This is a genomic window from Bacteroides caecicola (assembly GCF_023337095.1).
Classification (GTDB): Bacteria; Bacteroidota; Bacteroidia; order Bacteroidales; family Bacteroidaceae; genus Phocaeicola; species Phocaeicola gallinarum.
Map to the genome: position 1 here is coordinate 23,344 of NZ_JAMBLM010000002.1, position 26,328 is coordinate 49,671.

Sequence of the window (26,328 nt, forward strand, 5' to 3'; positions counted from 1 at the left end):
CTTTTATTTTTGTATCGTATCAGAGTTCTGATTATACGCTTTAGCCACACACCGCCATTCGCCATCCATTTTCATCAGTAAAAGGTAGTCGGTAAAGTCTATCCTTCCACCCCATTTCTCCTCCAACACACGGACTACGGCAAGAGATTCTTCCACATCCACTACGTCGATACGCGCCTTGAAATCATTGCCTGCGCTCACTGTGTCTACATTCCGGTAGAACTGCTCAATGCTTCCGTGTTCCAACCTGCCGTCCAAATAACCGAACAAAACGGCTTCGTCGACAAACAATTCTTTGGCATACTTACTGTTGCCTTCTGCCACGCTTCTTACAAACTTCATCGCAGCAGCCTCTACTGCCTTGTATTCTTCGATACTCGCTCTCATAATAATATGTTTTCTAATAGGTTATTTACTGATGCAAAAGTACGGAACAGCCCCTACAAATACAAGTACTGATTAATTATTCGGGTACTGATAATTTATTCGGTATCTGCTTGTTCCGAATAAGTATCATTATATTTGCACCGTATTAACCAAGTAACAACGTCATGCCATGTACGAAAGAAAGATACCCATTGATTTAGGTTGTCCGCTGCGACTGACCATTAGTCTGATAGGCGCGAAATGGAAATCGTGTATCTTGGACGAACTGCGCCATAAGCCGTTGCGTCCGAGTGAACTGCACAAGATTTTTCCAGAAGCTACTCCCCGTGTGCTCGACCTCCAGTTGAAAGAGCTGGTTGAAGACGGACTGGTCTCCAAAACCATTTATCCCGAATTGCCTCCGCGTTCCGAATACGCCATCACTCCGCTGGGGCAAACACTGATTCCCATTATCGATGCCATGATTCAATGGGGAAGCAACAACACCGAACTGTTTGAACGAAAATACGCTAAGACTGACACCTCACCATCCGGTTGTTAAATTCTATATATTATCGCCGCAATTTATAAGGATTCGCTAACTTCGCGTTCCGAATCTGAACAGAAACAAGACATGGAAGAATTTAGCCGGATGATTTCCGATGCGCTCAAGCTGCCGGAACATCGCGTACAGAATACGCTTAAACTGTTGCTCGACGGGGCAACGATTCCTTTTATCAGCCGCTACCGCAAAGAGGCTACGGGCGGAATGGATGAGGTACAAATCAGCGAAATAAACGCCCGTTACGAAAAGTTGTGCGAACTCGCCAAACGGAAAGAAACGATTTTATCGACCATCGGAGAGCTTGGGAAGCTGACTCCTGAACTGAGCAAACGCATTGCCGACTGTTGGGAGGGCACGGAACTGGAGGATATTTACCTGCCTTACAAGCCGAAGCGCAAGACGCGCGCCGAGATAGCCCGACAGAAGGGATTGGAACCGCTTGCGGTTTTGTTGCTGATGCAGCGCGAAAACAACCTTGCTGCAAAGGCCCGCGCTTTCGTTAAGGGCGATGTCAAAGACAAGGAGGATGCGCTGAAAGGAGCGCGTGACATCATAGCCGAACAGGTGAACGAGGACGAGCGTGCCCGCAACCAGATTCGCCGGCAGTTTGAGCGTCAGGGTGTGATTACGGCAAAGGTGGTAAAGGGTAAGGAAGGCGACGAGGCGGCTGCCAAGTACCGCGATTACTTTGATTTCAGTGAGCCGCTGAAGCGATGCACGTCCCACCGTCTGCTTGCCATCCGCCGGGGTGAGAAGGAAGGCATACTGAAGGTAAGCATCACGCCTGCCGATGAAACGGAATGCGGCGAATGGCTGGAGCGGCTGTTCGTAAAAACTAATAACGAGTGCGCACATCAGGTAGCCGAAGCGGTGAACGATGCGTACAAGCGTCTGCTTAAACCTTCCATCGAGACCGAATACGCTGCCATCAGCAAAGAGAAAGCCGACGATGAGGCTATCCGTGTTTTTGCCGGAAACCTCCGCCAACTGTTGCTCGCCCCGCCGCTGGGACAAAAGCGCGTGATGGGTATCGACCCCGGATTCCGCACGGGTTGCAAGGTGGTGTGTCTGGATGCGCAAGGGGCTTTGCTTCATAACGAGGCGATTTATCCCCATCCGCCCAAGTCGGAATATAAGCAGGCGGCACGCAAGCTGACCCAATTAGTAGAGCAATACAAGATAGAGGCGATAGCCATAGGAAACGGAACGGCAAGCCGGGAGACGGAACAGTTTGTCACCTCCCAGCGGTACGACCGTGAGATACAGGTATTCGTGGTGAGCGAGGATGGGGCTTCCATTTACTCGGCATCCAAGACGGCGCGCGAGGAGTTCCCCGACTACGATGTAACGGTGCGCGGAGCGGTATCCATCGGCAGGCGTCTGATAGACCCGCTTGCGGAGTTGGTCAAGATAGACCCGAAGTCTATCGGCGTGGGGCAATACCAGCACGATGTAGACCAGAGCAAACTGAAAGCCTCGCTCGACCAGACTGTGGAGAGCTGTGTGAACCTTGTGGGGGTTAATGTGAACACGGCAAGCAAGCATCTGCTGACATACGTTTCGGGGCTGGGTGCGGCTTTGGCTCAGAACATCGTGGATTACCGCACGGAAAACGGTGCGTTCCGCTCGCGCCGCGAATTGCTGAAAGTGCCGCGCATGGGGGCTAAGGCTTTCGAGCAGTGCGCGGGATTTCTTCGGATTCCGGGGGCGGAAAACCCGCTCGATAACTCTGCCGTCCATCCCGAAAGTTATTCTGTGGTGGAACGTATGGCGAAAGACCTCGGCTGCTCGGTAACGGACTTGATAAAGGATAAGGAACTGCGCAGCCGGATAAAGATAGAAAATTACATCACCGACTCGGTAGGACTGCCCACGCTGACCGACATCATGCAGGAGTTGGATAAACCGGGACGAGACCCGCGCCGGAAGATAGAGATGTTTGAGTTCGACAAAAATGTACGCACGCTCGATGATTTGCAGGAGGGCATGGAACTGCCGGGCATCGTGACCAATATCACCAACTTCGGTTGCTTTGTCGACATTGGCATCAAAGAGAACGGACTGGTGCATGTATCCCAACTTGCCGACCGCTTCATCTCCGACCCCTCCACGGTGGTAAGCATTCACCAGCACGTGCGTGTCCGTGTGATGAGCATCGACCGCGAACGAAAACGCATCCAACTAACAATGAAAGGACTGAACTGATTATGGAAAAAGACATGAAACAAGCCGCTGCATACGGCTGGTTCGCTTTTTACAACGGACAAGTATTGATAGAGAAACAGGCAGACGGTTATCATATTCCCACGGGGGAAAAGCCTCCCGTAGCCGTCCCTGCGGGAAACACCGTACACGAGATAGGCAGCCTGAACGGACTTACCGCACGGGCGTATGCGCTCGATGCACCGATAGCAGAAGAAGGTACGCCGTATTTGCTGAAAGACCTGCGGGCTTCGTTCGATGTGCTTCCGCGCTGTGAATACGACCTTGCCGGAAAAGCCTCACAAATCCTGACGTGGGACAAGAACAGCCGCTACTGTCCCGCCTGCGGAGTTGCCACCGTACAGGTAGGCCCCATTGCCAAACGTTGCCCGAAGTGCGGACAGGAAATTTACCCGCGTATCTCTCCGGCGGTCATCGTACTGATTAAGAAAGGAGACAGCATCCTGCTGGTACACGCGCGTAACTTCCGGGGAACGTTCAAGGGACTGGTGGCCGGATTTCTCGAACCGGGCGAAACGCTGGAGGAATGTGTGTGCCGCGAAGTGATGGAAGAGACCGAACTGCGCATCAAAAACCTCAGATACTTCGGCAGTCAGCCGTGGCCTTATCCCAGCGGAATCATGGTGGGCTATACCGCCGAGTATGAAAGCGGAACCATCAAGCTGCAAGACGACGAGCTGAGTGCCGGAGCGTTTTATACCCGCGACAATCTGCCAGAGATTCCTAAGAAACTGAGCATAGCCCGCCGGCTGATAGACGCATGGTTGGAGGGGAAAGTATGACAGCTCTCCGCCGCTTACCCCACCGTGATGTAGGCTTGATAGCGCGTATCTTCCCGAACGGGAGTGAGCGAGAGATATCCTTTCGCGATACCGCCTGCCTGCATCTCCAGCGGGAAATCACGGCTCATCTGCTGATGGAAAGCCCATGCTTCCCCGTCGGCTGAATAATGCTCTACCACATACCTGCCCGTAGCGAGCGGATGAAGGTAACGGGCGGAAAGCACGTGCGACACCACTCCCATGTTCATGCGAAGGTTGATTTCCACACACGGATGAATCAGCAGACCGCCGTTGTCCGAGCAAATCATCATGTCTACTCCCAAATAACCTGCGTAGTCTGACGCTAACAGCAGCGAAAGCCGGCGTTCCAACTCACGGCGCACGGCATTCAGTTGTTCCACCGGAACGTATCGGGACAGCCGCCGTTCTATCTCCGCATCCGCAGCCAGCAAGTTTGCCTTGTAGTTTCCAAACCCATCCGTTTCAAATAATGAATAGCCGACAAAGTCCACCCTGCCGCTACCGTCTGCCCGAAACTCCATTGCGAAATCGCATACCTTATTATAGAAAGGCTCTGCCATGATTGCTCCCTGCGTGCGGAGTATGCGTGACACCCATCCCTCCAACGACGGACTCCACTGCGCTTCCGAGACGCGCGCCAACCCTCTGCCGCTGCCCGACCACGGAGCTTTCAGTACCGCCGTACCCCACTCCGAGACACGTTTCTTCACTTCGTCCACTGAACGGCAAACCACTGCCTGCCCACATACGAAAGGCATCCCCCGAAACCCGTCCAACACATCCACACAGCGTTGCCTGCCTGAAAGATGGCGAATCCGCTCCATGCGCTCATCGGAAAGCAGGCATCCCTCACCGACTCCCGCCTCGCGAAGCCTGTGCAGCAACGCCGGATTCCATCCCCACGGACGGTAATCGGCATCCCTCCACCCGGTAATCCACGCCACTTTCTCCGGATAAAGCGGAGACTTCCACCCCTCTACACGTCCGGCGGAATCAATCTTCACCAATGCCTCATCCTCCTCTTCGGCATACCACGCCGGAAGCACCGACAAGTCGTTTGCCATACGCCGGATTTCGGAAGGAGCTTTATAGTACGGCGTAAAGTTAGCCAAAGCCATATCATGTTCCGGATTAAAAAGATAAAGAGACTGCGCCATATCGTCTGTTTCTGTTCGGGTTTGGATTCATCGCGCAAAAATAGGGAAATTACGTCATACCCTGCCCAAAGCTTCACGGATTTTACTCTATTTGTACCGGAAAACCCATCGGAATGGAACACAAAAACGCTACCGCATGTACCAAGCATTTCTACCGCAAGCGTCAGCCCATGCTACGGCTTGCGTTGGGTAGTGCTACGGCTTGCGTTTGGAATTGCATTTAAGAGCCTGTCGTTTAAATTTTCCAATAAGTTGTTTTGCCGAGCAAAATTTAAACGAACTCTAAAGCACCTCTCAATTCAATATTTCTTTCTATATTTACCGCCGATTAACAACACGCAGGTATGAAAACAAGCACTATTATCCGACTGGCAGCAACAGCTCTTTGTCTTCTCCCGCTAATGGGAAATGCAATCCCCCCGAAAACGGAACAACCGTTTAACCCTCCCATCATGGGGTGGAGTTCATGGAACACGTATCGGGTAAACATCAACGATTCGCTGATAAGAAAACAAGCCAAAGCTTTAATAGACAATGGGCTGAAAGCGAAGGGATACGGCTACATCAACATCGATGACGGATTTTTCGGTTACCGCGACAGTACCGGACGAATGCACACGCATCCGCAGCGTTTTCCAAACGGGCTGGAGGGAATTGCCCGGTACATCCATTCGTTAGGGCTGAAGGCGGGGATTTATTCTGACGCCGGAGCCGATACCTGCGGGTCGCAGTTTGATAACGACACGAACGGAATCGGTGCCGGACTGTACGGACATGAAACCCAAGATGCCCTGCTGTATTTCAAAGAATGGGGATTCGACTTCATTAAAATAGATTACTGCGGAGCGGGATACGAACTGAACCTCGACGAACGAATCCGCTATACGGAAATACGCGAGGCGTTCGACAAGGCGGGATGCAGCAATGTGAGCATAAACATCTGCCGCTGGACTTTCCCCGGCACGTGGGCGAAAGACATCGCTGCATCGTGGCGCATCAGTCCGGACATCCGCCCGGAATGGGCTTCGATAAAAGACATCGTAAACCGGAATCTTTACCTGTCGGCTTACTGTAAAGACGGGCATTATAACGACATGGATATGCTTGAAATCGGACGAGGGCTTCCTGCCAACGAAGAAGAGGCACATTTCGGATTATGGTGCATCATGAGTTCGCCGCTGCTTATCGGGTGCGACCTGACCACGATTCCGCAACCGTCGCTCGACTTGCTGAAAAACGAAGAGCTGATTGCGCTCAACCAAGACCCGTTGGGGCTGCAAGCCTACGTAGTGCAACGCCGGTCCGGTGCTTACGTACTGGTGAAGGACATCGAAAAACGGAGAGGCAACACGCGCGCCGTGGCATTGTACAATCCATCGGATTCCGCTTGCCATGTGTCCGTACCGCTGAGCGAATTAGAACTGGCGGGCAAGGTAAAACTGCGTGACCTGATACGCCGCCGGAATATTGATTCAGCCACAGACAGCCTGTCGTACCACCTCCCGCCGCGCAGCGTGATGATACTCCGCGCCGAAGGAGAACGGAGGCTCGAACCACGCAGATACGAGGCCGAATGGGGGTACCTGCCTTGCTTCGACGCATTAGGCAAACGCGAAAAGCAAGTGTTATATGCTTTCAACGAAAACGCTTCGGGAAGCATGGTTGTAGCGTACTTGGGAGGACGCAAGGAAAACATCCTGCGCTGGGACAACGTTTACAGCGAACAGGGAGGAGACTACCTGATGACCATCAGCTACATCCCTGCCAAACACAGGCAACTGGAAGTAAGCATAAACGGAGTGACGAAGAAGCTAACCGGCTTACAGGAGAGCGAGGAAACAGCTACCGTAACCCTCCCCGTTGAGCTGAAACAAGGATATAATAAAGTAGAAATGGGAAATCCTTACGGATGGGCAACAGACATCGACAAGTTTGAACTGGTCAAGCAATGACTTACGCAGCGTTTGCTCCGTTCTTTTGCTTCCGCCGCTTTCAATGGATGTATAATTTCTGCAATCTCCAGTTTGCAATATAAGGAAGTATTCGTATATTTGCAGCGAAGAAACCCAAACATTCATGGAATCATTTTACAGGACACACAGCTATCTGGTAGAGCATACGAATGCACCCGTACGCCGCGATTTGATGGACGAAATAGACTGGAACGCACGTCTTATCGGCATTAAAGGAACGCGAGGCGTGGGAAAAACCACTTTTCTGTTACAATACGCGAAAGAAAAATTCGGGCTCGACCGCTCTTGCCTGTTTGTCAACATGAATAACTTCTACTTCTCACAATGCAATTTAGTGGATTTTGCAGGCGAATTCGTGAAACGCGGAGGAAAAGTCTTGCTTATCGACCAAGTATTCAAGCTCCCCGACTGGAGCCATGCGCTGCGCACGTGTTACGAACGCTATCCCAACCTGAAAATCGTATTCAGCGGTTCATCGGTAATGCGGCTGAAAGATGAGAATCCGGAGCTGAACGGAATCGTAAAATCGTATAACCTGCGCGGATTCTCGTTCCGCGAATTTCTGAACCTGCAAACAGGAAGCCATTTCTCACCCTATACATTGGAAGAAATCTTGACCAACCACGAACACATCGCCAAAACCATCCTTCCTCACCTCAATCCGCTGAACTATCTGCAAGACTATATCCATCATGGTTTTTATCCGTTTTTCTTGGAAAAAAGAAACTTTTCGGAGAATTTGCTGAAGACCATGAACATGATGATTGAAGTAGATATTCTTCTTATAAAACAAATTGAACTGAAATATCTCTCAAAGATAAAAAAATTACTATATTTGTTGGCAGTAGACGGCCCGGTGGCTCCTAACGTGAGCCAGCTTGCCACGGACATACAAACTTCGCGTGCCACGGTTATGAATTACATTAAATATCTTGCCGACGCGCGACTGATAAACATGGTTTACCCGAAAGGTGAAGTATTTCCGAAGAAGCCGGCTAAAATCATGATGCACAATACAAATCTGATGTACAGCATCTACCCGGTAAAAGTGGAAGAACAGGATGTTCTGGAAACGTTCTTCGTAAATACGATGTGGAAAGACCATAAGGTGAACAAAGGCGAAAAGGGTACTTCGTTCCTTGTAGACGGTAATTTGCATTTCCGCATCTGCGCCGAAGGAAGCAAGGTAAAAAGCAACCCGAACGTTTATTACGCCATGCACAAATTAGAATTAGGACACGGAAGCCAAATACCTTTATGGCTGTTCGGCTTCCTCTATTAAGATTATTCTGTCCGGTTTTACCGGAACGGAATGCGGAGAACAAATATTTTATTAACTAAGTTATAATTAGTAATCGTATGACTAAACAAAAAAAATTTATCACATGTGATGGTAACGAAGCTGCTGCTCACATTTCGTACATGTTTACGGAAGTAGCTGCCATCTACCCCATCACTCCGTCGTCTACTATGGCAGAACACGTAGACGAATGGGCTGCCGCAGGTCGTAAAAACATCTTCGGCGAAACTGTTTTGGTTCAGGAAATGCAGTCTGAAGGCGGTGCCGCAGGTGCTGTTCACGGTTCACTTCAGGCAGGCGCATTGACCACTACTTATACAGCTTCTCAGGGTCTTCTGTTGATGATTCCTAACATGTATAAGATTGCAGGTGAATTCTTGCCTTGCGTATTCCATGTTTCTGCCCGTACACTGGCTTCTCATGCTTTGTGTATCTTCGGCGACCATCAGGATGTTATGTCTACCCGTCAGACCGGTTTCGCTATGCTGTGCGAAGGTTCTGTACAGGAAGTTATGGACTTGGCGGGCGTGGCTCACTTGGCTACTATCAAGTCTCGCGTTCCGTTCGTAAACTTCTTCGACGGTTTCCGTACTTCTCACGAAATTCAGAAGATTGAAAAGCTGGACAACGAAGACCTTGCTCCGCTTATCGACCAGAAGGCTTTGGCTGAATTCCGTAACCGTGCTTTGTCTCCTAACAAACCGGTGGCTCGCGGTATGGCTGAAAACCCTGACCATTTCTTCCAACACAGAGAATCATGCAACCCGTTCTATGAAGCTGTTCCGGCTATCGTAGAAGAATATATGAATGAAATCAACAAGATTACCGGACGTAACTATGGTTTGTTCGACTACTATGGTGCTGAAGATGCAGAAAACATCATCATCGCTATGGGTTCAGTAACCGAAGCTACGCGCGAAGCTATCGATTACCTGATGGCTCAAGGCAAGAAGGTTGGTTTGGTAGCTGTTCACTTGTATCGTCCGTTCTCTGCTAAACATTTCTTGGCAAAAGTGCCTAAAACAGTGAAACGCATTGCTGTTCTTGACCGCACGAAAGAACCGGGTTCTAACGGCGAACCGTTGTACTTGGATGTAAGAGACTGCTTCTACGGACAGGAAAATGCCCCGATCATCGTAGGCGGACGTTACGGTCTGGGTTCTAAGGATACTACTCCGGCTCAAATCTTATCGGTATTCGAAAACTTGGAACTCCCGATGCCGAAAGACCACTTTACCATCGGTATCGTAGACGACGTTACGTTTACTTCTCTGCCCCAGAAAGAAGAAATCGCTTTGGGTGGCGAAGGCGTATTCGAAGCTAAGTTCTATGGTTTGGGAGCTGACGGTACGGTAGGTGCCAACAAGAACTCTGTAAAAATCATCGGTGACAATACCGACAAATATTGTCAGGCTTACTTCTCTTACGACTCTAAGAAGTCGGGAGGTTTCACCTGCTCTCACTTGCGTTTCGGCGACCATCCGATTCGTTCTACTTACTTGGTTACTACCCCGAACTTTGTAGCTTGCCACGTTCAGGCTTACCTGCACATGTACGATGTTACACGCGGTTTGCGTAAGAACGGTACTTTCTTGCTGAACACCATTTGGGAAGGCGAAGAATTGGCTAAGAACCTGCCTAACAAAGTTAAGAAGTATTTCGCTCAAAACAATATCACGGTTTACTACATCAACGCTACTCAGATTGCACAGGAAATTGGTTTGGGTAACCGTACAAATACCATCCTTCAGTCGGCATTCTTCCGCATTACGGGAGTTATTCCGGTAGACTTGGCTGTTGAACAGATGAAGAAGTTCATCGTGAAGTCATACGGTAAGAAGGGTGAAGACGTGGTGAACAAGAACTATGCAGCCGTTGACCGCGGTGGTGAATACAAGCAGCTGACCGTTGACCCGGCTTGGGCTAACTTGGAAGTTGAACCTGCTGCTGCCAACAACGACCCGGCATTCATCAACGAAGTAGTTCGTCCGATTAATGCACAAGACGGTGACTTGCTGCCGGTATCTGCATTCAAAGGTATCGAAGACGGTACTTGGTATCAGGGCACGGCAAAATACGAAAAACGCGGTGTGGCTGCTTTCGTACCCGAATGGAATCCTGAAACTTGTATCCAGTGTAACAAGTGTGCATACGTTTGTCCGCACGCTGCTATTCGTCCGTTCGTTCTCGATGCTGAAGAACAGAAGGGTGCAAACTTCCCGATGCTGAAAGCCGTAGGAAAACAATTCGACGGTATGACTTTCCGCGTACAGGTAGACGTACTCGACTGCTTGGGCTGTGGTAACTGTGCCGATGTATGTCCGGGCAATCCGAAGAAGGGTGGCAAGGCTCTTACGATGAAGCACTTGGAAAGCCAATTGGCTGAAGCAGACAACTGGACTTACTGTTCTGAAAACGTGAAGAGCAAACAACACCTTGTTGATATCAAGGCAAACGTGAAGAACTCGCAGTTTGCTACTCCGCTGTTCGAGTTCTCAGGAGCTTGTGCAGGATGTGGTGAAACTCCGTACGTAAAACTGATTTCTCAGCTGTTTGGCGACCGTGAAATGGTATCTAACGCTACCGGATGTTCTTCTATCTACTCTGGTTCTGTTCCTTCAACTCCGTATACTACCAACGAAAAAGGTCAGGGTCCGGCTTGGGCAAACTCTTTGTTCGAAGACTTCTGCGAATTTGGTTTGGGTATGGAATTGGCAAACAAGAAGCTGCGTAACCGCATTGAAGAAGCTATGCAGACTGCTATTGCTGCTGAAGGTACTCCGGCTGAATACAAAGAAGCATTCCAAGAATGGATTGACGGACGCAACGATGCCGACAAGAGCAAGGCTGCTGCCGAAAAGATTATCCCGCTGGTAGAAGCTGCTAAAGACAAATGTCCGTCTTGCGCTACCATCTACGAATTCAGAGATTACCTGATTAAACGTTCACAGTGGATTATCGGTGGTGACGGTGCTTCTTACGATATCGGTTACGGAGGTCTTGACCATGTTATCGCTTCGGGCGAAGACGTAAACATCCTCGTTCTCGATACGGAAGTTTATTCTAACACCGGTGGTCAGTCATCTAAGGCTACTCCGATGGGAGCTATTGCTAAGTTTGCTGCTTCAGGTAAGCGAGTACGCAAGAAAGACCTCGGTATGATTGCCACTACTTACGGATACGTTTACGTAGCTCAAATCGCTATGGGAGCCGACCAAGCTCAGACGCTGAAAGCTATCCGCGAAGCCGAAGCATACCCCGGACCGTCATTGGTTATCGCTTACGCTCCGTGTATCAACCACGGATTGAAGTCGGGCATGGGTAAATCACAGGCTGAAGAAGCGAAAGCGGTTGAATGCGGTTACTGGCATCTGTGGCGCTTCAACCCGGCTCTGGAAGAAGAAGGTAAGAATCCGTTCTCACTCGACTCTAAAGAACCGAACTGGGAAGGCTTCCAAGACTATCTGAAGGGTGAAGTTCGTTTCGCATCGGTAATGAAACAATACCCGACAGAAGCTGCCGACCTGTTTGCTGCCTGCGAAGAAATGGCTAAGAAACGTTATGCCTCTTACAAACGCATGGCTGCTATGGACTGGAGCAACGAACCTCATGAATAAAGAATAAAAAAACTTATATTCATTCTCACCTCAACGGTCGCTTTTCGCTGGAAAGGCGACCGTTTTTTTCATTCTTTTTAGAGCCTGTTTAAATTTTGCTCTGCCTCAATTTGAGAATTGTTTTCGAGGATGTTTTTCCGTTTTTACGAGGAGGATAGCGGACTATCTGACGAGTAAAAACGGGGAAACAGACCGGAAACAAACTCAAAAAGGGGCGGATAAAAATACTTAATCGGAAAATTAAAACAGGCTCTTATCAAAAAAAATAGTTGTCGGAAACCCTTGAATGGTTGATTATTCTAACGATATTTTTATCTTTGCAAAAACTAATTCACCAAAACACCTACGCTTATGAAAAAGAATTTAGCCAAAATGCTGATAACGGCTGTTATCTGCGGAAGTTGTCTTACGGCATGTACCGGTTACACAGCCGAAGATTACGCGAGAGAGATGAAAGAACTTGCGGAAGAAACCATGCAGAATGCATCTTCATACACGGAAGAAGACTGGAAAGAGGTGGGCGAACGGTTCAAAGAAATCAACGCGAAAGGCAAAGGACTGCTCAACGAAATGACGGAAGAACAGCAAAAAGAGATAGAGAGTCTCTCGGAAGAATTTGTCAACAAGGCAGCCGATTTCAATCATCAGGAATTTAAAGAAGAACTGAATAATCTGTTAGATAAGGCAGACAGCTTTATCGATGATGCTATCAAACAACTAAAAGAAGGAGAGGAAGAATAATCGTATGAAATATCTGATAATATCCGACATACACGGCTCGCTGCCGGCTTTGGAAAAAGCCCTGAAGTTTTACGACGAACAGCATTGTGACATGCTTTGCGTCTTGGGAGACATTTTGAATTACGGGCCGCGCAACCGGCTGCCGGAGGGACTGGACCCGAAGGGTATCGCTGCACGTCTGAACGCCATGGCAGACTCCGTTATCGCCATCCGGGGGAATTGCGACGCAGAGGTAGACCAGATGTTGCTCGATTTCCCGATTCTGTCGGATTATGCATTGGTGGTAGATGAAGGGAAACGCCTTTTCCTCACCCACGGACACGTGTATAACGAGGAGAAACAGCCGAGAGGCAAATTCGACTGCTTTGTTTACGGGCATACACATCTTTGGAAGGTAGAGCACCACGAGGGCAAAATCATCTGTAACACCGGCTCGATTACTTTCCCCAAAGGTGGAAACGAACCCACATTTGCCGTCTACGAAAGCGGCAAGATGTCGGTTTACAACCTCGATGGTATGCTGCTGAAAGAGTGTCGGCTCTGATGGGATGAAAGGCAGACATCCGTAAAAATATACCCGGAATTCCGTGACTGAACAGCCTTGACTTTTCACGAAATTCCGGGTAATTCATATCCTCTCAACGCATACGGATAAGTCTATCGACGCAAGCGTTAGTTTTCCTCGGTCTGTCGGCTTGCGTTACCTGACGCATCCGCATGAATTTCGGATGGCATTCTCGCAGAAACCATTACCTGTTTTCTTTACGACAGTTAGCTTATTTCGACTTCTTATAATCCGCCTCGATAGCCAGTGTAATCCAGTTTGCCAGTGCCTGACGGTTATCGGCTATCACCAACCGCTTTTGGTCTTGTGCATTCTGGATGTTTCCCACTTCCAAGAAAACCGCTACCGGAGCCGTTTTATTCAACACAAACAAATCACGCTCACTCACCGTTCCCCGGAAACCTCGGGTCGGCTGATGATAATCGTATTTTGCTTTAAAAGTCTGCCTGATTCCCTGAGCCAAACGCTTTCCGTATCGGCTGCCGTGAGCATAATAAAAATAAGTATCGGTTTGCTTTCCGCGTTCCCGGCTATCCACATGGATGAATACGGCACGTTTATAACGGCTTTTATCACTATGATACAGGCGATTTATGGCATCGCAACGCTGTTGCAGGCGGGCAACCTGATTCAAGGGAATAGCCTTCCCCATACACGTTTCTCGCTTGCTGTTGTTTAAAACAGCTTGGTTGCGTATGCCGTCTTTCGCATCCTGAATGATAAAATGTACCTCCGCACCGCGTTTCAGCAACTCGCGTCCCAAGCGCAGGATGATGTCGTAAGCATACTCATCTTCGTGTAAATTATGCCCCTGATACCGCCCAATACATCCGGGGTCAGGACCTCCGTGACCACTTACCAAATAAAACGTCGCTCCCTTCAGCGAACTGGACGTTACAGAATAAGAAGCCAGCGCTTTACCAAACAGCGGCTCGTAATTCTCACGTTTCTTCTTACGGGGAAACGCCGGAAGCGCCATCAGGCAGCAAAGCAAAACAATCAAAAACCTTACCTTATTCATTTCAGCAGTTCATCTATTTTTTTACAAAGCGCGGCAAATTCTTCCTCGTTATACAGGCGTGTCATCATCACGATTTTCCCCTCTTTGTCGATTAACACGTTACGGGTGATGCCCGCCTTGCGGTCGGCATACAGTGCAAAAATATCTGCTCCGGGGTCGAGCCCTAACGGGTAAGTCACCTTCGTCTGTTTGGCAAAAGCCTTTACGCGCTCTAACGGTTCGTCACGGTCGATGCCGTACAGTGCAAACCCGTCGTTATCTTTGTGTTTCTGCCAAATATCCCGCTCGATGAACGGCATCTCTTTGCGGCATACCCCGCACCAGCTTGCCGTAAATTGCAGCATCACCACCTTTCCACGCAGCGAAGAGAGTTTAACTTGCTGTCCGTCGGTAAGCGTCATTTCAAAGTCGGGAGCCGTGTCGCCCACTTTCACGATATACCCCGCAGCATCGGGGGTAACTTGTGCCTGAACCGTCATAGCGGCAAGCAGACAGCCGATAAAGGCTGCCAAAATCATACACTTCTTCATCATTTTTTCAGATATGGTTATTTATAATGCGTCAAAGTTAGAGAAAATCTATGGAAAAACCGCTGAAAATATGCAGATTTGAGGAAGGTTAATTTTTTTTGCGAAAACTCTATCTCAGACACACTTTTTAGAACAGTATCATTTCATTACTTTTTCGGGAGGGGATAGGGATGAAAACAAATCATCCGGTACAGCCGAGAACTTCGTGGCAGGAATTATCCTGCGAGGTCTCCAGCCATACCGGATGAGAAAACAAATGTCTGTTAAGGAACGTTTCTTACCCTGCTATTAATTGCCGGCATTTTCTATGCGTGCCTCTTCTACGATTTCATCGGGCACTTTGTCGCAACGCACGTATTTGCTGACGTCGTTTTCGTTGTCTTTTGCCGTCCATATCATCGAACCGCTTTCCAACAAATCGGTCACGATGTATTCATGATTCCAGTCGCCGTTCCAATAATCGTATTCGCCGCTGATTACCGAACCCAGATAGGGGTCGTCTTCAATATCGAAACTGCCTGTAATGTAGCGGGCATACATGCTGTCGAACTTCTGATACATCTCGAAAGTCTGCTCGCGGCGGTTAAACACGACATAACAATAAACTCCTTCTGCCAAAGGTTGTCCGTTCCATTCTGCCAGTTGCCACGTTCCGTTCAGGTTGGCAGGCGTTACCTCCAGTGTAGGAACTATCGGCTCATCGTCATCGCTGCACGAAGAAAATCCGCACAACAGCGTAAGCAGAAACATTAATTTAAAAATATTCTTCATATCGTTTTATTCTTTATTTAAATTATCATTCGATACAGTTTTCACCGTTATTTTCAAAGTACGGTCGGAAGGTCGTCCGTCTACTCCCTCGACTACAACGGAAAACGTCAGGCTTGCTTTTCTGTTTGCAGGCAACATCGATTTCCGGATGCTGATTACAAGGTCTGCCTCACTGCCCGGATGAATCACTTCCGGCTCGGTATGAAAATCTGCAAACTCCGGAATCATCAAAGCCGACAGGCGCAACGGTTTCTCGCCGCTGTTGGCACAAAGAATACGTCCGGTCACCACCTCGCTTTCTTCCACCTCAAGGGTCAGTTGTTTTTGTTTCAGGCGCAATTTCCCCATAAAGTAAGGATACCTCCCCCACTCGTCTGCACCCGGTATCACATTGCCAATCAGCGTCAGCCGCGCAACGGGCGTTTCAGGTGAAAGCGAAAGATAAACAAACGCATTCGAATCGACCGTACCAGGATGGTTTTTCGGGAAATAGGTCAATGTTATTTCCCGCTGTCCGCCCGAAGGAATCACCCCTTTGGCATAACCGGCAGTCATACAACTGCATGTGGTCTGTACCCGTACCAATTCAACCGCCTGACTGCCCATGTTCGTACAAACAAACTTCCGAACCACCGGTTCATCGTCTTCCGTCAAGGTTCCTACGCTTTGTACCGTTTCATCAAAACGGAGAATGGTTTCAGCGTTCTGCAACAACGGCGGATTAAGCAACGAGTCGATTTCGGCACGCGAACGGAAGCGGACATCCTGCGCTTGAGCTTTCAGTCCGCCTGCCGTGAAAACAGTAAAAATCAGTATGCAAGCAATGATTTTCATTTATACTTTCAAAAAATTACATCCATCCGCTGTCGTTTGCCTTATCGCGCACCGTAACCACGATGGTTTGTGAAGCGCCGTTACTTACCTGTACGGTTACCTGTGCCGCTCCCGTCTTGACACCGGTTACCGACATCATCGTTCCATTGACAGATACAGTTGCCACCGCCTCATCAGAAGAAGTACAAGTGTAAGTAAGGTTTTCACCATCCACAAAATAAGCAGCCAAGTCGATTGCCGACGAAGTTCCTTCTGCCACGTACATGTTGGGCACTTTCATGTCAGTACCTGCACCGGCGATGTTATTCAGCAACAAGCCGGCATCGATGATACCGCTACCCATCTTGTTTACATAATCGCCCAAGTTCATCTGAGTAGTCGAAGGCGATGCATACGTATGGTTACGGAAGTAGGTTTTAATCACACCACCGGCGTAATAACCGTTGACATCTCTGGTAGACTGTTTCAGCAAATCTACAAATTCGGCAGCTTTGAAATGGCGACGCTGTTTCACCGCATACGACAATCCCAATGCTGCAACCCCCGACACATGAGGACATGCCATAGAAGTACCTTCCATGTACCCATAAGCGGGCTGTCCGTTCCGAATCAGTGTAGACAGTATAGAACCCATCGCCTTATTTGTTTCACCATCCTGCAAATCCGATCCGGGAGTCCAGTATTCGGTTTCATCCTCACCTATTTTTCCGTAATATTCCGTATCCCCACCCGGAGCAGACAGCGCAACAATCTCTCCGTAGTTAGAGAAGCTCGACGGAGTGTAATCGGCAGCCAACGCAGCAACGCTGACGCACTTCGAATAGGCTCCGGGGTATCCCGGAAGAGCGGCATACTCGTTTCCGGCAGCGAAAATGGCTACACCCCCGTCGATTACCCCGTTAGGCGAACCGGCATTGTTGATGAAATAATCCAGCGCTTCTTTTTCGAGCGGATAAAGTTCTGCCCATTCTTTTTCAGACGTAGGACCGGGAACATAACCATCTACCGCATTTGCAGCTCCGGAGTTATACCCCCAGCTACACTGCAAAATAACAGCTCCGTTATCGGCAGCATACTTGATGGCTTGTGCTTCTTTATCCAACGTTACTCCACCGCTTCCGGCAAAGACCTGACACGACATGATTTTCACACCCGGATGACTGCCATCGCCTCCCGCGATACCGCAAACGCCTTCACCGTTGCCGTTTACGGCAGCAATCGTTCCGGCTACGTGCGTACCGTGTCCGGTATCTTCAGCATCCGACCATGTAATGACACCCGAATCGGTCACGAAATTATAACCGTATTTATCATCTTTGTAGCCGTTACCGTCGGCATCTTTTCCGGCATATTCTTCTTCGCCTTCATTTATCCAGATGTTGTTCCGCAAGTCAGGATGCGTATTCATGACACCTTCATCGAGCACGGCTACGATAATAGACGGGTCGCCGGTACACAATTTCCAAGCATCAAAACAGTTTACATCACAATCGGCTATCGCCGGCGATTCAAACCCTCTGTCTAAATTGGCATTGGCAAAATCATAATCGCCCGTATTATTGTATCCCCACTGACAGCTTAAACCCGGATCGTTGAAAGGAGCATCACTGCCCGCACGGGTCAACGCTGTACGCTGTATGGCTGCCGTACTCATATAAACACGTTTCTGATTGATGTCGTAAGAACGTTTGATACGGCTGTTTGCTTGAATCTTTGAAATTTCGCCCAATTTGCGGAGGCGGTTAAATGCCTCCTGCAAATCGGTGTTTTCATCAAATTTCACCCGATACCACAAATGCAGACCTGCTTCACGGGTACGCTCCTCGTTCTTCTTATCAACCGGGAAAATACGTTCGAAAGAATATGCCCCCAAAATATCCAACACTTCATCGGTAGAGGGAATACCCGAACGGCTTGCTACTCCTCCGCTGCGCGAAACAACAGTGAACGTTTGGTCAAGTATATCCGTCATTTTCGGGTCGAACTTAATCAACAGTTCACCATCGGCTGCATCTTCCGGCACTGTTACCTCTTCACTGCCTGAAGGCACGGAAGGCTGGTCTACCCAATCTTCATCGGCACATGCAGATAAAGTCAATGCGAACAAGGCTGTATATAAAAATCTTTTCTTCATCATTAATTTCTAATATTTATTTTTTGTTGTTTGCTTTATTCACTGGCATCCTCATCTAAGGCTACATACCTGAAATAGTAAAGCGGATAAGCTACATTTTCATACGTACTCGGGTCGCTCATGTCCGGACGATCTTTACCATAATAATAAGAATAGTTAAAGTCGTATGGTGATATATTATCGAACCCTACGATAACCCCGTCGCTATTCTTTCCTTTTTCTTGCTGGTTTAACACCATGCTGCTCGGATTCCATTCTACGAAATACGGATGGAACATAATCCAATTAGGCATCGGACCGGTCAGGAAATTCAAGTTAATAGAGAACACACGTGCGAACGGAAGTACACGAGGTACATCTGTTCCGCGTACATTGCTTGACAGGGCATTCGTTATCGGCCGGTCATCAGACAATAACCACTGGCAGGTATCTTTCGAAATCTTATACTCCCAGTCTGTAGCCGCTGCTCCTCCTTCAAAGAAATCGCTTTCAGAATAATGAGCCTTCGCGCCGAGAGCCGCAACCATTTCTTCATCCGAAGGAAGTTCGCCTTCAATGTATCCGTACGACAAACCGAAAGAAGTCAAGTTATCCCACGACAGCAAGTCAATAAGTGCCTGCCGTTCGGGGTTAACCGTTCCTACCTTACCGATATTGATACACAACCCAAGCGGAACTCCATTATAAGTATTGTCGGAAGTTGCACTTAAATCAATAAAAGCATCCGAACGACGGCAGCCCGACAAATCAAGCATTTTCAAATTGGGGAAATTATCTTTGTTGATAACAGCCGTCAAATCAGCCAATGAAGCGAAGTTATTACTGCTCAGCACCAACGACTCCAGACTCTTCAGATTCTGAATATTTTCCGGCAAATCCACCAATCCATAAGAAGTGATATTCAGGTTTTTCAAATATTTCAAATCGCAGATATCCTCACCAAAGTGCATTTCACGGCTCTGACGGTTCGTATTACTCTGTATATACAAACCTTCAAGATATTTCAGATAACGGATTTCACGCGGGAAATCTTCGCCTTCTTTGATATCGAATCCCATGAAATTAACCGAACGTACACGGCCTATCGCCGCTTCTTTATCCATTCCTTCGGGGAAATCGTCAGTACGCTCCCATAACGTTACACCATCCCAGTTACGCATGTTTTCACTCGGGTCATAAGATACCATCGACTGTATCTTTTCACAAATCATTATGATAGCCAATGAATCGCCGGCACGGTCGTCTGTAATCTTCGGTGCAGCTTCTTGAGTTACGGTCAACGTTACTTTTTCTATCGGGTTTCCGTCGTTATCCACCAACTGGTCTTCTTCCGGATGAAGCGGAACCAAGCTCACTTTCGCCACGCGCGTATACGCAATCGTATTCATATCCCAACGGAAACGCACTTTTACCGTACGCGGACGAGCCTTTCGGTCTAAATCAACCACAGGCGTATTGCTTCCTTCCAATTCTATCCAACCGGTCTTTTGCGAATTGGCTTCTTCTTCATCTTCAGCAGAAGGTTCTCCTTCGGCAAATGAATAATCAATATTATCCATGTCTATCTTAAGCTCCACATTCGTCGAGATGGTTACATCGAAATAGCGGTCATCATAGTTTGCCGAACTTTCAAGCTCCACTTCAGGGTCTTTAATCAAAATCTGTTTGCCGAAACCAAACTGAGTCACCGTCAATGTCTGAGGTTGCTGCCCCTGAGGAGCATACTTTATTTCGAGCGTACGCGAAGTATTCTCCAAAGTTGAATCGACCGACAATATACATTCAGCCGACCCGATTCCGTTGGCAGGGGAAACACTGACCCACGGTCCGGAAACACTGGACACCCAGCTGAGGTTAGAGGTAACCTGTACTCGTTCCGTTCCTCCTTCAGGTCCCATCGTAATTTCTGTCTTATCAAGCGTAAGCGCTTCCGACGTGCCGGGTTCGTCATCGTCTTTACATGAAACCACCAGTCCCATGCAAAGTATCAGTGCCCATGTTATGTTATTTATATATTTCATAAAAGTATCTGTTTTTATTCGAATAATATATCACAACCACGTATATCCTGTGTCTTGTCGTAGAACAAGTAATAAAGTCCCTGAGAGATAGCCGAACATACGCCAGACAAATCTATTGTAATATTCGGATTATCTGCGATATCCAAAACATAGATATAAGGAGTCATGACTTCTTCCACCTTGCGGATATCGTTCGAACCAATCTGGAACTGATACAGACTGGGGCAAGTGGTGATTCCTTCCGGCCATTCGCGCAAGCAGCGTTCGCCTTTGTCATCACGCTGATGGCGAATTGCAATCGCTCTCAGCTGAGAAACGTTCAACGGTTCGGTCGGGAATTTAGAGAAACTATTATAACTCAAATCAATGCCCTGCAAATAAGGAATCGTTGTAGCACGGAAATCGTCAGACAATTCAGTCAGTCTGTTGAAACGCAAATCAATGTTCTCTAACAGATGAGCTTTTTCTCCGGTAAGCGAACCCTTTGGAACTTTTGTCAACTTATTTCCGCTTATGTCTAATGTCTGGATAGGTGAACCGGCAGCAAACAATTCTTTGGGAAACTCTTCAATCAAATTGTTTGCCAGCGAAACCGTACTCGCATTGATACCTTTAAAAGCAGAACCATTTTGCACTTTCGTTATCTTATTGTGTGAGAAATCAACCGACCCCATCACATATACCGACTTCGCATCGAAAATATCGGGAACTTCTGTCAACAGATTATTCGAGAAATTGAACGTTTCCATTTCGTTGGTGAATCCACAAAAGTTCTCAGGAATCTCGGTTATCCGATTATTCTGAAGGTATACAGTTGCAAACTTAATATCTGTACCAAAGGCTGTTACTTTCTCCACCTGATTATCGGTCAAGTCGAGCAGTCCAAGTTTCTTCATATTGGTCAGCACGCCACCTTGTCCGTTGGCATCGGCACCTTCATCGGGGAATTCTTTCAGGTTGTTATATCCCATGTAAAGAATCTGAATCTTCGGACCGGTTATATCCGATTTAGCCAAAGCTGTCCAGTCGGCTTTCAACTGTTCTGCCTCAATACCCCGATTACATGCAATGTTCAGCAACTGGATTTCAGGCAACTGATACAAGAATGCAGGAAGTGTTTTTACATTCTGACAGTTGTATACCTCAACATCGGTCAGTTCTTTCATGTTGCTCCAGCTCAGCTTGCCTTCGTCTTCCTCTTGCTGGTATTGCTTCGCATATTCCGAGTTCGAATCTTCCCATTCGGTACAGAAGTTATCAACACCTCCCGGCACACAAGCTATCGGAGCATTTGCAATATAAAGCTGCTGAAGTTTGGTTAAGCGCATCACCGCTTTTGATATACCGTCCAAACGGCTGGTCGTTCCACCTATTTGAGTATCTTTCAATGATATACGGCTGCTCTTTACTATTTTTGATTGCTTCGGATCATTGTTGATAACATCTTGCAGCATCTCGGAAAGATTTTCGCGCACATCATATTTCAAGAACATTTCTTCATAATGATGACGCATTTTCTGCTTATGTTCTTCGCTCATACCCACCGTAATGCCTTCAGAGCTAAACAACTTGCCTCCTACTTTTTCATCGTGCGAACCAAGTGCCAAAATCTGAACTTCCGTAAGCTGACCGATGGCATCGGGAACAAATCCGCTTATACCGAAACCGGACAAAACCAAACCTGTTACACGTCCGTTATTACCCAGCGTCACTCCCGGCTGTTCTCCCCACAAATCTATATCTTTATTAAAGTTCCAATTTGTACCTTCAGGATATTCAGCACCGTAATAACTCCAGTTTTTACCGCCCATCTTATCCCAGATTTCTTTCAAAGCCTTGTAGTCTTTAATGTTTTCCGAGGTTTCAGAAAGCAGTATGGGGACAAAAGCATTTTCTGTCACTTCATTGTTTGACACAACAAAACTTTCTCCTTTTACAACCTGAGTTTCCAATTCCGTACGGCTCACACCACTTCTTGAGTAAGTAGTATAAGAAGTTACCTGATAAGTTCCGGCAGGAAGCCATACCAGCGAATCGCAGGAAGCCTTACCTACTTCTTTATAATGGTCGTCAGGATTATCAGTTCCCACAGACTCTTCGTAATCGGTTTCATACGTTACTTTCATTTTCTCGAAAGTAGTTACCTCACGTGTAAACATGTTTTTTACCGTTACATCTATCTCTGCGATGGCATTGAACAGATAACCTTCTTCCGTTGCACGTGAAAGCACTTGCTTCTCTAATTGAAACTTCACCATACCGCGAGATACGGCATCTACAGAAAGCTCTTGTACATATAATCCGCCGCTTACCACAGTGAAATCGCTATTATCTCCGGAGCCCCCCGCATAAAGTTGCTCGTCTACTGCATCATACAGATAATAGCCCACTACCTTATAAGCTCCTGCCACCAATTGAAGTTTATCACTGCGGAGACCAAATTCCGCATTTTCATCATTGTAGCTATTCAGAAGCAAGGTCTGCGATACGGTAGTGCCATCGTGAAGCAACACGACCTGTATTTTTTTCGCATCCGCCAGCTTGTCCAGTTTGTCCGTCATCGTACGCGAAGCGGGTTCTTCTGTTTCGGGCGCAGACTCAAAAGAGCTTTTGGTCAGCTTGAACTGTACGTAACCGTAACCGCTCTGTGCCAAATCTTCGTCATCGTCCGAACAACTTGTCACCGCTACCATCGCCAGCATACTGACGAGGAGCGATAAAAAGTATTTGGAATATAATTTATATATGTTCATCTCAATTTTGTGTTTTAAGAAACAATATTATTACTCAGCCGGAGTACCTACGATTAAACCGTATTTAACCCCCGAATTGTCCGTTATTACAATGAATACAACATCGTGTTCAACGAAAGCGCCACCAATCCATATATTGATGACAGAACCATCGCCATTTACATCCATTATCTCATCTTGAGTGAGTGATATCGGACTTTCAGTTGCAAAATCATAGCAATCCCATGAAGCAATCGTTTTACCTAAGGTACTCAACGCAACATCCAAACTGCCAGTTGGTTTTTCTACCTGCCAGATGCTTTCAACACCATAATTCTGCTTAAACCAGTCAAGACTTGGACCTGCATATTCCGTACATGCCACAGAAGAAGCCGTAGAAGCATTTGTTATAGAGAATACGCCTTCAGAAGGTTCTTCGCTACCGCCTTCTTCTACATTCGATAAATGTATAATAACCATTGCTTTTCTCGGAGTTCCGGCTTCCACCCATTCTGTTACAACAAAGAAGATATCTTTTTTACCAACAATAGAAGCATCAACTCCCACATAATTTCCCGACAGTTCAAAACCTCCTACTTCAACAGGCTCTTCCGTTGATAAATCATACGCCTCAATGTTTACTCCTTCAAAAGCAAACGTAATCAATGTATTCATTGCAGGCTTGTTGATTTCAGTAACAGACTGTACGCCGTAAGTTGACTGATAATGACTAAGATTTTCTCCGGTATATGCTACGAAATCGATAACAGTAGAACCGTCGCCGCTCGTCACACTATTAACCAACTGTTCACCGGTAGTTGTTTCCTGTTCTTTCTGGGTAATCTGAATCAACAGATTGCTCTGCTGGTAAGCATATTTAATATCTCCGTTTTCTACAATATTTGCTTCCAGATTTTCTTTTATGCTTTCATATTCCGCACGCGAGAAAGCCAATACATAACCCGTTCTTTCTTCTGCCGGAACTCCTGCATACTGAGGCTCGTTTTCATCAACACGCAAAGAGATATCACCTTTTTCTCCTTCACAATGCAACCACAACATAGACGGATCAATCAGAGAAATATTTTTCGTGCCGGAAACATCTTCCCATTCTTCCAAATAAACAAACTCATAATCATCGTTCAGCACCTTAACCGTAAAGGGGATTCTGTTAGTATAAGTGCTGCCGCCTCCGGAAGTTCCTTGTCCGCCTTCTTGAGCAAAGCTCTTTCCGTCCATCGAAACCGTCCAACCGTATCTGTTGGCAGAAGGAGCTGTTACATCAATATCCATCGGGTCCATACCCGCATAAATCAGCGGGAATGAGAAAGAAGCCTTTCCGTCTTCTGCACTGAACACAATCATCTTGTTATCTGTTGCGGCTACCGGATATTTTTCAACCGTTCCGTCTTGAATCACTCTCAATCCGCCTGCTACTTCCTGATTAGAAACTCCAACCAGCGAACCACCTTCTACTTCCACCCAATTGGGAGTTCCGGTTACGGCAAAATGGAAGTTTGCCTTCACTGTAAAGGGTTCAAAATCATCGTATCCTACGGTAAGAGCTTCCAGTTCGTTACCTTCCATATCATAGATTTTCAGCTCGCTGCCTTTAGCCGAACGGGTCACCTCACCGATAACAATGGTTTGCGAACCCATAGTCAGCTCTAATTTCGCTACGCTTGCCTCATCCACGGTAGCAGCTTCGTCTGTTACACGGATAGTGATGTTCTGTGTACCTGCCTTTCCTGACAATACGAACGATTCAACATCGTCTTTCACGAACTTACACCACAGTTCGGTTGAAGCCAAGCTCCAATTAGTATTCGCCTCAAAAGTAAACTCCTTTGTTTCTCCGGCGTTACAGCTTATGGTTTGCAATTCCGGAAAAACCGGAGCTACCGAGTTTTCGTCATCGTCTGAACATGCTGTAAGGCTACATGCTGCAACCAAACCAACCAACAGACATCCCTTATACAACATCTTCTTGCAAGTATTTGCAACTGGTATCAAATCGAGATGTTTCATACTTTTTATTCTATTTTTATTTGTGTGTTTTAATATCCTTGTTCTCTTAAATCTTCGGCTTCGCCTTCGCTAATCCATTCCAAAATGTTCACATACGTACCCACTGTACCATAGATCGAACCGTCATCATTATACACATTAAGCGTAACATACTGAAGAACAAAATCTTCGCAGGTACTGTAATAAGATACGTAAGCCGTAGGCTGGCTTATCATCAAATCTCCATTGCCATGTATGTTACCCAAAAAGGCATCGGCTGTGGTAGCCAGCAACTGTTCGTCCATCTCAACCAGCGGTTCCAAAGCGTCGTCTGTATTAAATTTCAGTTTGATATCGTAACCGTCGTAATACAGGTCATGAAGTACAATCGTGTTTTCTTCATCCTCCGCAACATCGGTAGTAATCAAACGCATGGTAGTAGTCCCGGTCCAGTTGTCGCTCGTAAAGAAAGTCGAAGTAACCACGCAGTTTCCCGCAAAGTTATTGATGTCAAACGGACAGACTTTCTGAAGCACCACTTTCGCTTCCGTACCATACAAGTCCCACTTATCTTCATCGGGAATAACTAATCTCAAGGCAAAACCCAGCGAGTCTGTATTCGCGATATTTTCATAGATACCCTGAACTTTTACATCCGTAGCCAGTTCGCCCGCTTTTATCGTTACGGTATTCGACAGCAGATTATAATGTTTGCCTTCCACCGCATTGCTTTCTTGGTCGATAATTTCCACAGCAAGCGTACGGTCATAATCGGCAGCCCGTGTAGCCGAGACAGGAATATTAAACACCTCGCCCGACTCTTTTACGCCATAATGATACAGCGTGTCGGAAAACATAAGATAATTGGGTCCGCTATAATTCACTCTGTTCGGTTCGCATCCCGAAAAGATCATTGCCACGACTACTGCCGCGATAGCTCCTATAAATATTTTCTTCATCACCATAAT

At 47.3% G+C, this 26,328-nt stretch carries 19 protein-coding genes; 8 read left to right on the forward strand and 11 right to left on the reverse strand.

Translation table 11 applies throughout. The features are described 5' to 3' along the window. Window positions 1-3: 3 nt before the first annotated feature. Complete coding sequence (locus tag M3085_RS01850) at window positions 4-387, reverse strand: nuclear transport factor 2 family protein (protein ID WP_178255975.1); 384 nt, start codon at window positions 385-387, stop codon at window positions 4-6. A 169-nt stretch (window positions 388-556) separates the two neighbouring features. Between M3085_RS01850 and M3085_RS01855 the strand changes: the two genes are divergently transcribed. From M3085_RS01855 to nudC, 3 genes are all read left to right on the forward strand, one after another. Continuing rightward, window positions 557-928 (forward strand): winged helix-turn-helix transcriptional regulator, encoded by a 372-nt coding sequence (locus tag M3085_RS01855; RefSeq protein ID WP_178255974.1) that lies wholly within the window; start codon window positions 557-559, stop codon window positions 926-928. A gap of 72 nt (window positions 929-1,000) precedes the next feature. Then, complete coding sequence (locus M3085_RS01860; RefSeq protein ID WP_249052167.1) at window positions 1,001-3,136, forward strand: Tex family protein; 2,136 nt, start codon at window positions 1,001-1,003, stop codon at window positions 3,134-3,136. Window positions 3,137-3,138: 2 nt separating this feature from the next. Continuing rightward, window positions 3,139-3,936, forward strand: coding sequence for an NAD(+) diphosphatase (gene nudC, locus M3085_RS01865; RefSeq protein ID WP_178255972.1), 798 nt, complete (start codon window positions 3,139-3,141; stop codon window positions 3,934-3,936). A gap of 14 nt (window positions 3,937-3,950) precedes the next feature. Here nudC and M3085_RS01870 read toward each other — a convergent pair whose 3' ends face one another. After that, a complete protein-coding gene (locus tag M3085_RS01870; protein ID WP_249052168.1) occupies window positions 3,951-5,114 on the reverse strand; it encodes a hypothetical protein in 1,164 nt (387 codons plus the stop codon). A 401-nt stretch (window positions 5,115-5,515) separates the two neighbouring features. Between M3085_RS01870 and M3085_RS01875 the strand changes: the two genes are divergently transcribed. The 5 genes from M3085_RS01875 (at window position 5,516) to yfcE (ending at window position 13,289) form a co-directional block, all read left to right on the forward strand. Next, the gene (locus tag M3085_RS01875; RefSeq protein WP_249052270.1) at window positions 5,516-7,066 is read left to right on the forward strand and encodes an alpha-galactosidase D; all 1,551 of its coding nucleotides are present in this window, start codon (window positions 5,516-5,518) and stop codon (window positions 7,064-7,066) included. 124 nt (window positions 7,067-7,190) lie between these two features. Next, window positions 7,191-8,369, forward strand: a complete 1,179-nt coding sequence (locus M3085_RS01880; RefSeq protein ID WP_178255969.1) for an ATP-binding protein — start codon at window positions 7,191-7,193, stop codon at window positions 8,367-8,369. A 77-nt stretch (window positions 8,370-8,446) separates the two neighbouring features. After that, window positions 8,447-12,004, forward strand: coding sequence for a pyruvate:ferredoxin (flavodoxin) oxidoreductase (nifJ, locus tag M3085_RS01885; RefSeq protein ID WP_191710471.1), 3,558 nt, complete (start codon window positions 8,447-8,449; stop codon window positions 12,002-12,004). Window positions 12,005-12,355: 351 nt separating this feature from the next. Continuing rightward, window positions 12,356-12,745 carry a DUF6565 domain-containing protein gene (locus M3085_RS01890; protein ID WP_249052169.1) on the forward strand — a complete coding sequence of 130 codons (390 nt, stop codon included), beginning with the start codon at window positions 12,356-12,358 and terminating at the stop codon, window positions 12,743-12,745. Between the two features lie 4 nt (window positions 12,746-12,749). Next, window positions 12,750-13,289: a phosphodiesterase gene (yfcE, locus tag M3085_RS01895; protein ID WP_249052170.1), complete on the forward strand. Its 540-nt coding sequence runs from the start codon at window positions 12,750-12,752 to the stop codon at window positions 13,287-13,289. Between the two features lie 232 nt (window positions 13,290-13,521). On the opposite strand, the gene M3085_RS01900 is transcribed toward yfcE, so the two are convergent. The 9 genes from M3085_RS01900 to M3085_RS01940 all read right to left on the reverse strand — a co-directional run bounded on the left by M3085_RS01900 (window position 13,522) and on the right by M3085_RS01940 (window position 26,319). Next, window positions 13,522-14,331, reverse strand: coding sequence for an N-acetylmuramoyl-L-alanine amidase (locus M3085_RS01900; protein ID WP_191710468.1), 810 nt, complete (start codon window positions 14,329-14,331; stop codon window positions 13,522-13,524). Next, the gene (locus tag M3085_RS01905) at window positions 14,328-14,861 is read right to left on the reverse strand and encodes a peroxiredoxin family protein (protein WP_204499025.1); all 534 of its coding nucleotides are present in this window, start codon (window positions 14,859-14,861) and stop codon (window positions 14,328-14,330) included. The genes M3085_RS01900 and M3085_RS01905 overlap by 4 nt, the downstream gene beginning before the upstream one ends. Before the next feature lie 288 nt (window positions 14,862-15,149). Continuing rightward, on the reverse strand, window positions 15,150-15,632 hold the full coding sequence (locus M3085_RS01910; RefSeq protein ID WP_249052171.1) for a lipocalin family protein: 483 nt from the start codon (window positions 15,630-15,632) through the stop codon (window positions 15,150-15,152). Window positions 15,633-15,638: 6 nt separating this feature from the next. Then, entirely contained in the window at window positions 15,639-16,466 is an 828-nt protein-coding gene (locus M3085_RS01915) for a DUF1573 domain-containing protein (protein ID WP_249052172.1), read from the reverse strand. Between the two features lie 16 nt (window positions 16,467-16,482). Then, entirely contained in the window at window positions 16,483-18,600 is a 2,118-nt protein-coding gene (locus M3085_RS01920) for a subtilase family N-terminal domain-containing protein (RefSeq protein WP_249052271.1), read from the reverse strand. Window positions 18,601-18,635: 35 nt separating this feature from the next. Then, window positions 18,636-20,621 (reverse strand): hypothetical protein, encoded by a 1,986-nt coding sequence (locus tag M3085_RS01925; protein WP_249052173.1) that lies wholly within the window; start codon window positions 20,619-20,621, stop codon window positions 18,636-18,638. A 14-nt stretch (window positions 20,622-20,635) separates the two neighbouring features. Then, a complete protein-coding gene (locus M3085_RS01930) occupies window positions 20,636-23,374 on the reverse strand; it encodes a DUF4458 domain-containing protein (protein ID WP_249052174.1) in 2,739 nt (912 codons plus the stop codon). A gap of 30 nt (window positions 23,375-23,404) precedes the next feature. Then, complete coding sequence (locus M3085_RS01935; protein WP_249052175.1) at window positions 23,405-25,381, reverse strand: DUF5003 domain-containing protein; 1,977 nt, start codon at window positions 25,379-25,381, stop codon at window positions 23,405-23,407. Between the two features lie 29 nt (window positions 25,382-25,410). Continuing rightward, on the reverse strand, window positions 25,411-26,319 hold the full coding sequence (locus M3085_RS01940) for a DUF4984 domain-containing protein (protein WP_191710462.1): 909 nt from the start codon (window positions 26,317-26,319) through the stop codon (window positions 25,411-25,413). Window positions 26,320-26,328 lie beyond the last annotated feature (9 nt).

What these genes read in the sequence shown, in the direction of transcription:
- M3085_RS01850 (WP_178255975.1), bottom strand. Translation starts at nt 387, where the DNA reads ATGAGAGCGAGTATCGAAGAATACAAGGCAGTAGAGGCTGCTGCGATG.
- M3085_RS01855 (WP_178255974.1), top strand. Translation starts at nt 557, where the DNA reads ATGTACGAAAGAAAGATACCCATTGATTTAGGTTGTCCGCTGCGACTG.
- M3085_RS01860 (WP_249052167.1), top strand. Translation starts at nt 1,001, where the DNA reads ATGGAAGAATTTAGCCGGATGATTTCCGATGCGCTCAAGCTGCCGGAA.
- nudC (WP_178255972.1), top strand. Translation starts at nt 3,139, where the DNA reads ATGGAAAAAGACATGAAACAAGCCGCTGCATACGGCTGGTTCGCTTTT.
- M3085_RS01870 (WP_249052168.1), bottom strand. Translation starts at nt 5,114, where the DNA reads ATGGCGCAGTCTCTTTATCTTTTTAATCCGGAACATGATATGGCTTTG.
- M3085_RS01875 (WP_249052270.1), top strand. Translation starts at nt 5,516, where the DNA reads ATGGGAAATGCAATCCCCCCGAAAACGGAACAACCGTTTAACCCTCCC.
- M3085_RS01880 (WP_178255969.1), top strand. Translation starts at nt 7,191, where the DNA reads ATGGAATCATTTTACAGGACACACAGCTATCTGGTAGAGCATACGAAT.
- nifJ (WP_191710471.1), top strand. Translation starts at nt 8,447, where the DNA reads ATGACTAAACAAAAAAAATTTATCACATGTGATGGTAACGAAGCTGCT.
- M3085_RS01890 (WP_249052169.1), top strand. Translation starts at nt 12,356, where the DNA reads ATGAAAAAGAATTTAGCCAAAATGCTGATAACGGCTGTTATCTGCGGA.
- yfcE (WP_249052170.1), top strand. Translation starts at nt 12,750, where the DNA reads ATGAAATATCTGATAATATCCGACATACACGGCTCGCTGCCGGCTTTG.
- M3085_RS01900 (WP_191710468.1), bottom strand. Translation starts at nt 14,331, where the DNA reads ATGAATAAGGTAAGGTTTTTGATTGTTTTGCTTTGCTGCCTGATGGCG.
- M3085_RS01905 (WP_204499025.1), bottom strand. Translation starts at nt 14,861, where the DNA reads ATGAAGAAGTGTATGATTTTGGCAGCCTTTATCGGCTGTCTGCTTGCC.
- M3085_RS01910 (WP_249052171.1), bottom strand. Translation starts at nt 15,632, where the DNA reads ATGAAGAATATTTTTAAATTAATGTTTCTGCTTACGCTGTTGTGCGGA.
- M3085_RS01915 (WP_249052172.1), bottom strand. Translation starts at nt 16,466, where the DNA reads ATGAAAATCATTGCTTGCATACTGATTTTTACTGTTTTCACGGCAGGC.
- M3085_RS01920 (WP_249052271.1), bottom strand. Translation starts at nt 18,600, where the DNA reads ATGAAGAAAAGATTTTTATATACAGCCTTGTTCGCATTGACTTTATCT.
- M3085_RS01925 (WP_249052173.1), bottom strand. Translation starts at nt 20,621, where the DNA reads ATGAAATATATAAATAACATAACATGGGCACTGATACTTTGCATGGGA.
- M3085_RS01930 (WP_249052174.1), bottom strand. Translation starts at nt 23,374, where the DNA reads ATGAACATATATAAATTATATTCCAAATACTTTTTATCGCTCCTCGTC.
- M3085_RS01935 (WP_249052175.1), bottom strand. Translation starts at nt 25,381, where the DNA reads ATGAAACATCTCGATTTGATACCAGTTGCAAATACTTGCAAGAAGATG.
- M3085_RS01940 (WP_191710462.1), bottom strand. Translation starts at nt 26,319, where the DNA reads ATGAAGAAAATATTTATAGGAGCTATCGCGGCAGTAGTCGTGGCAATG.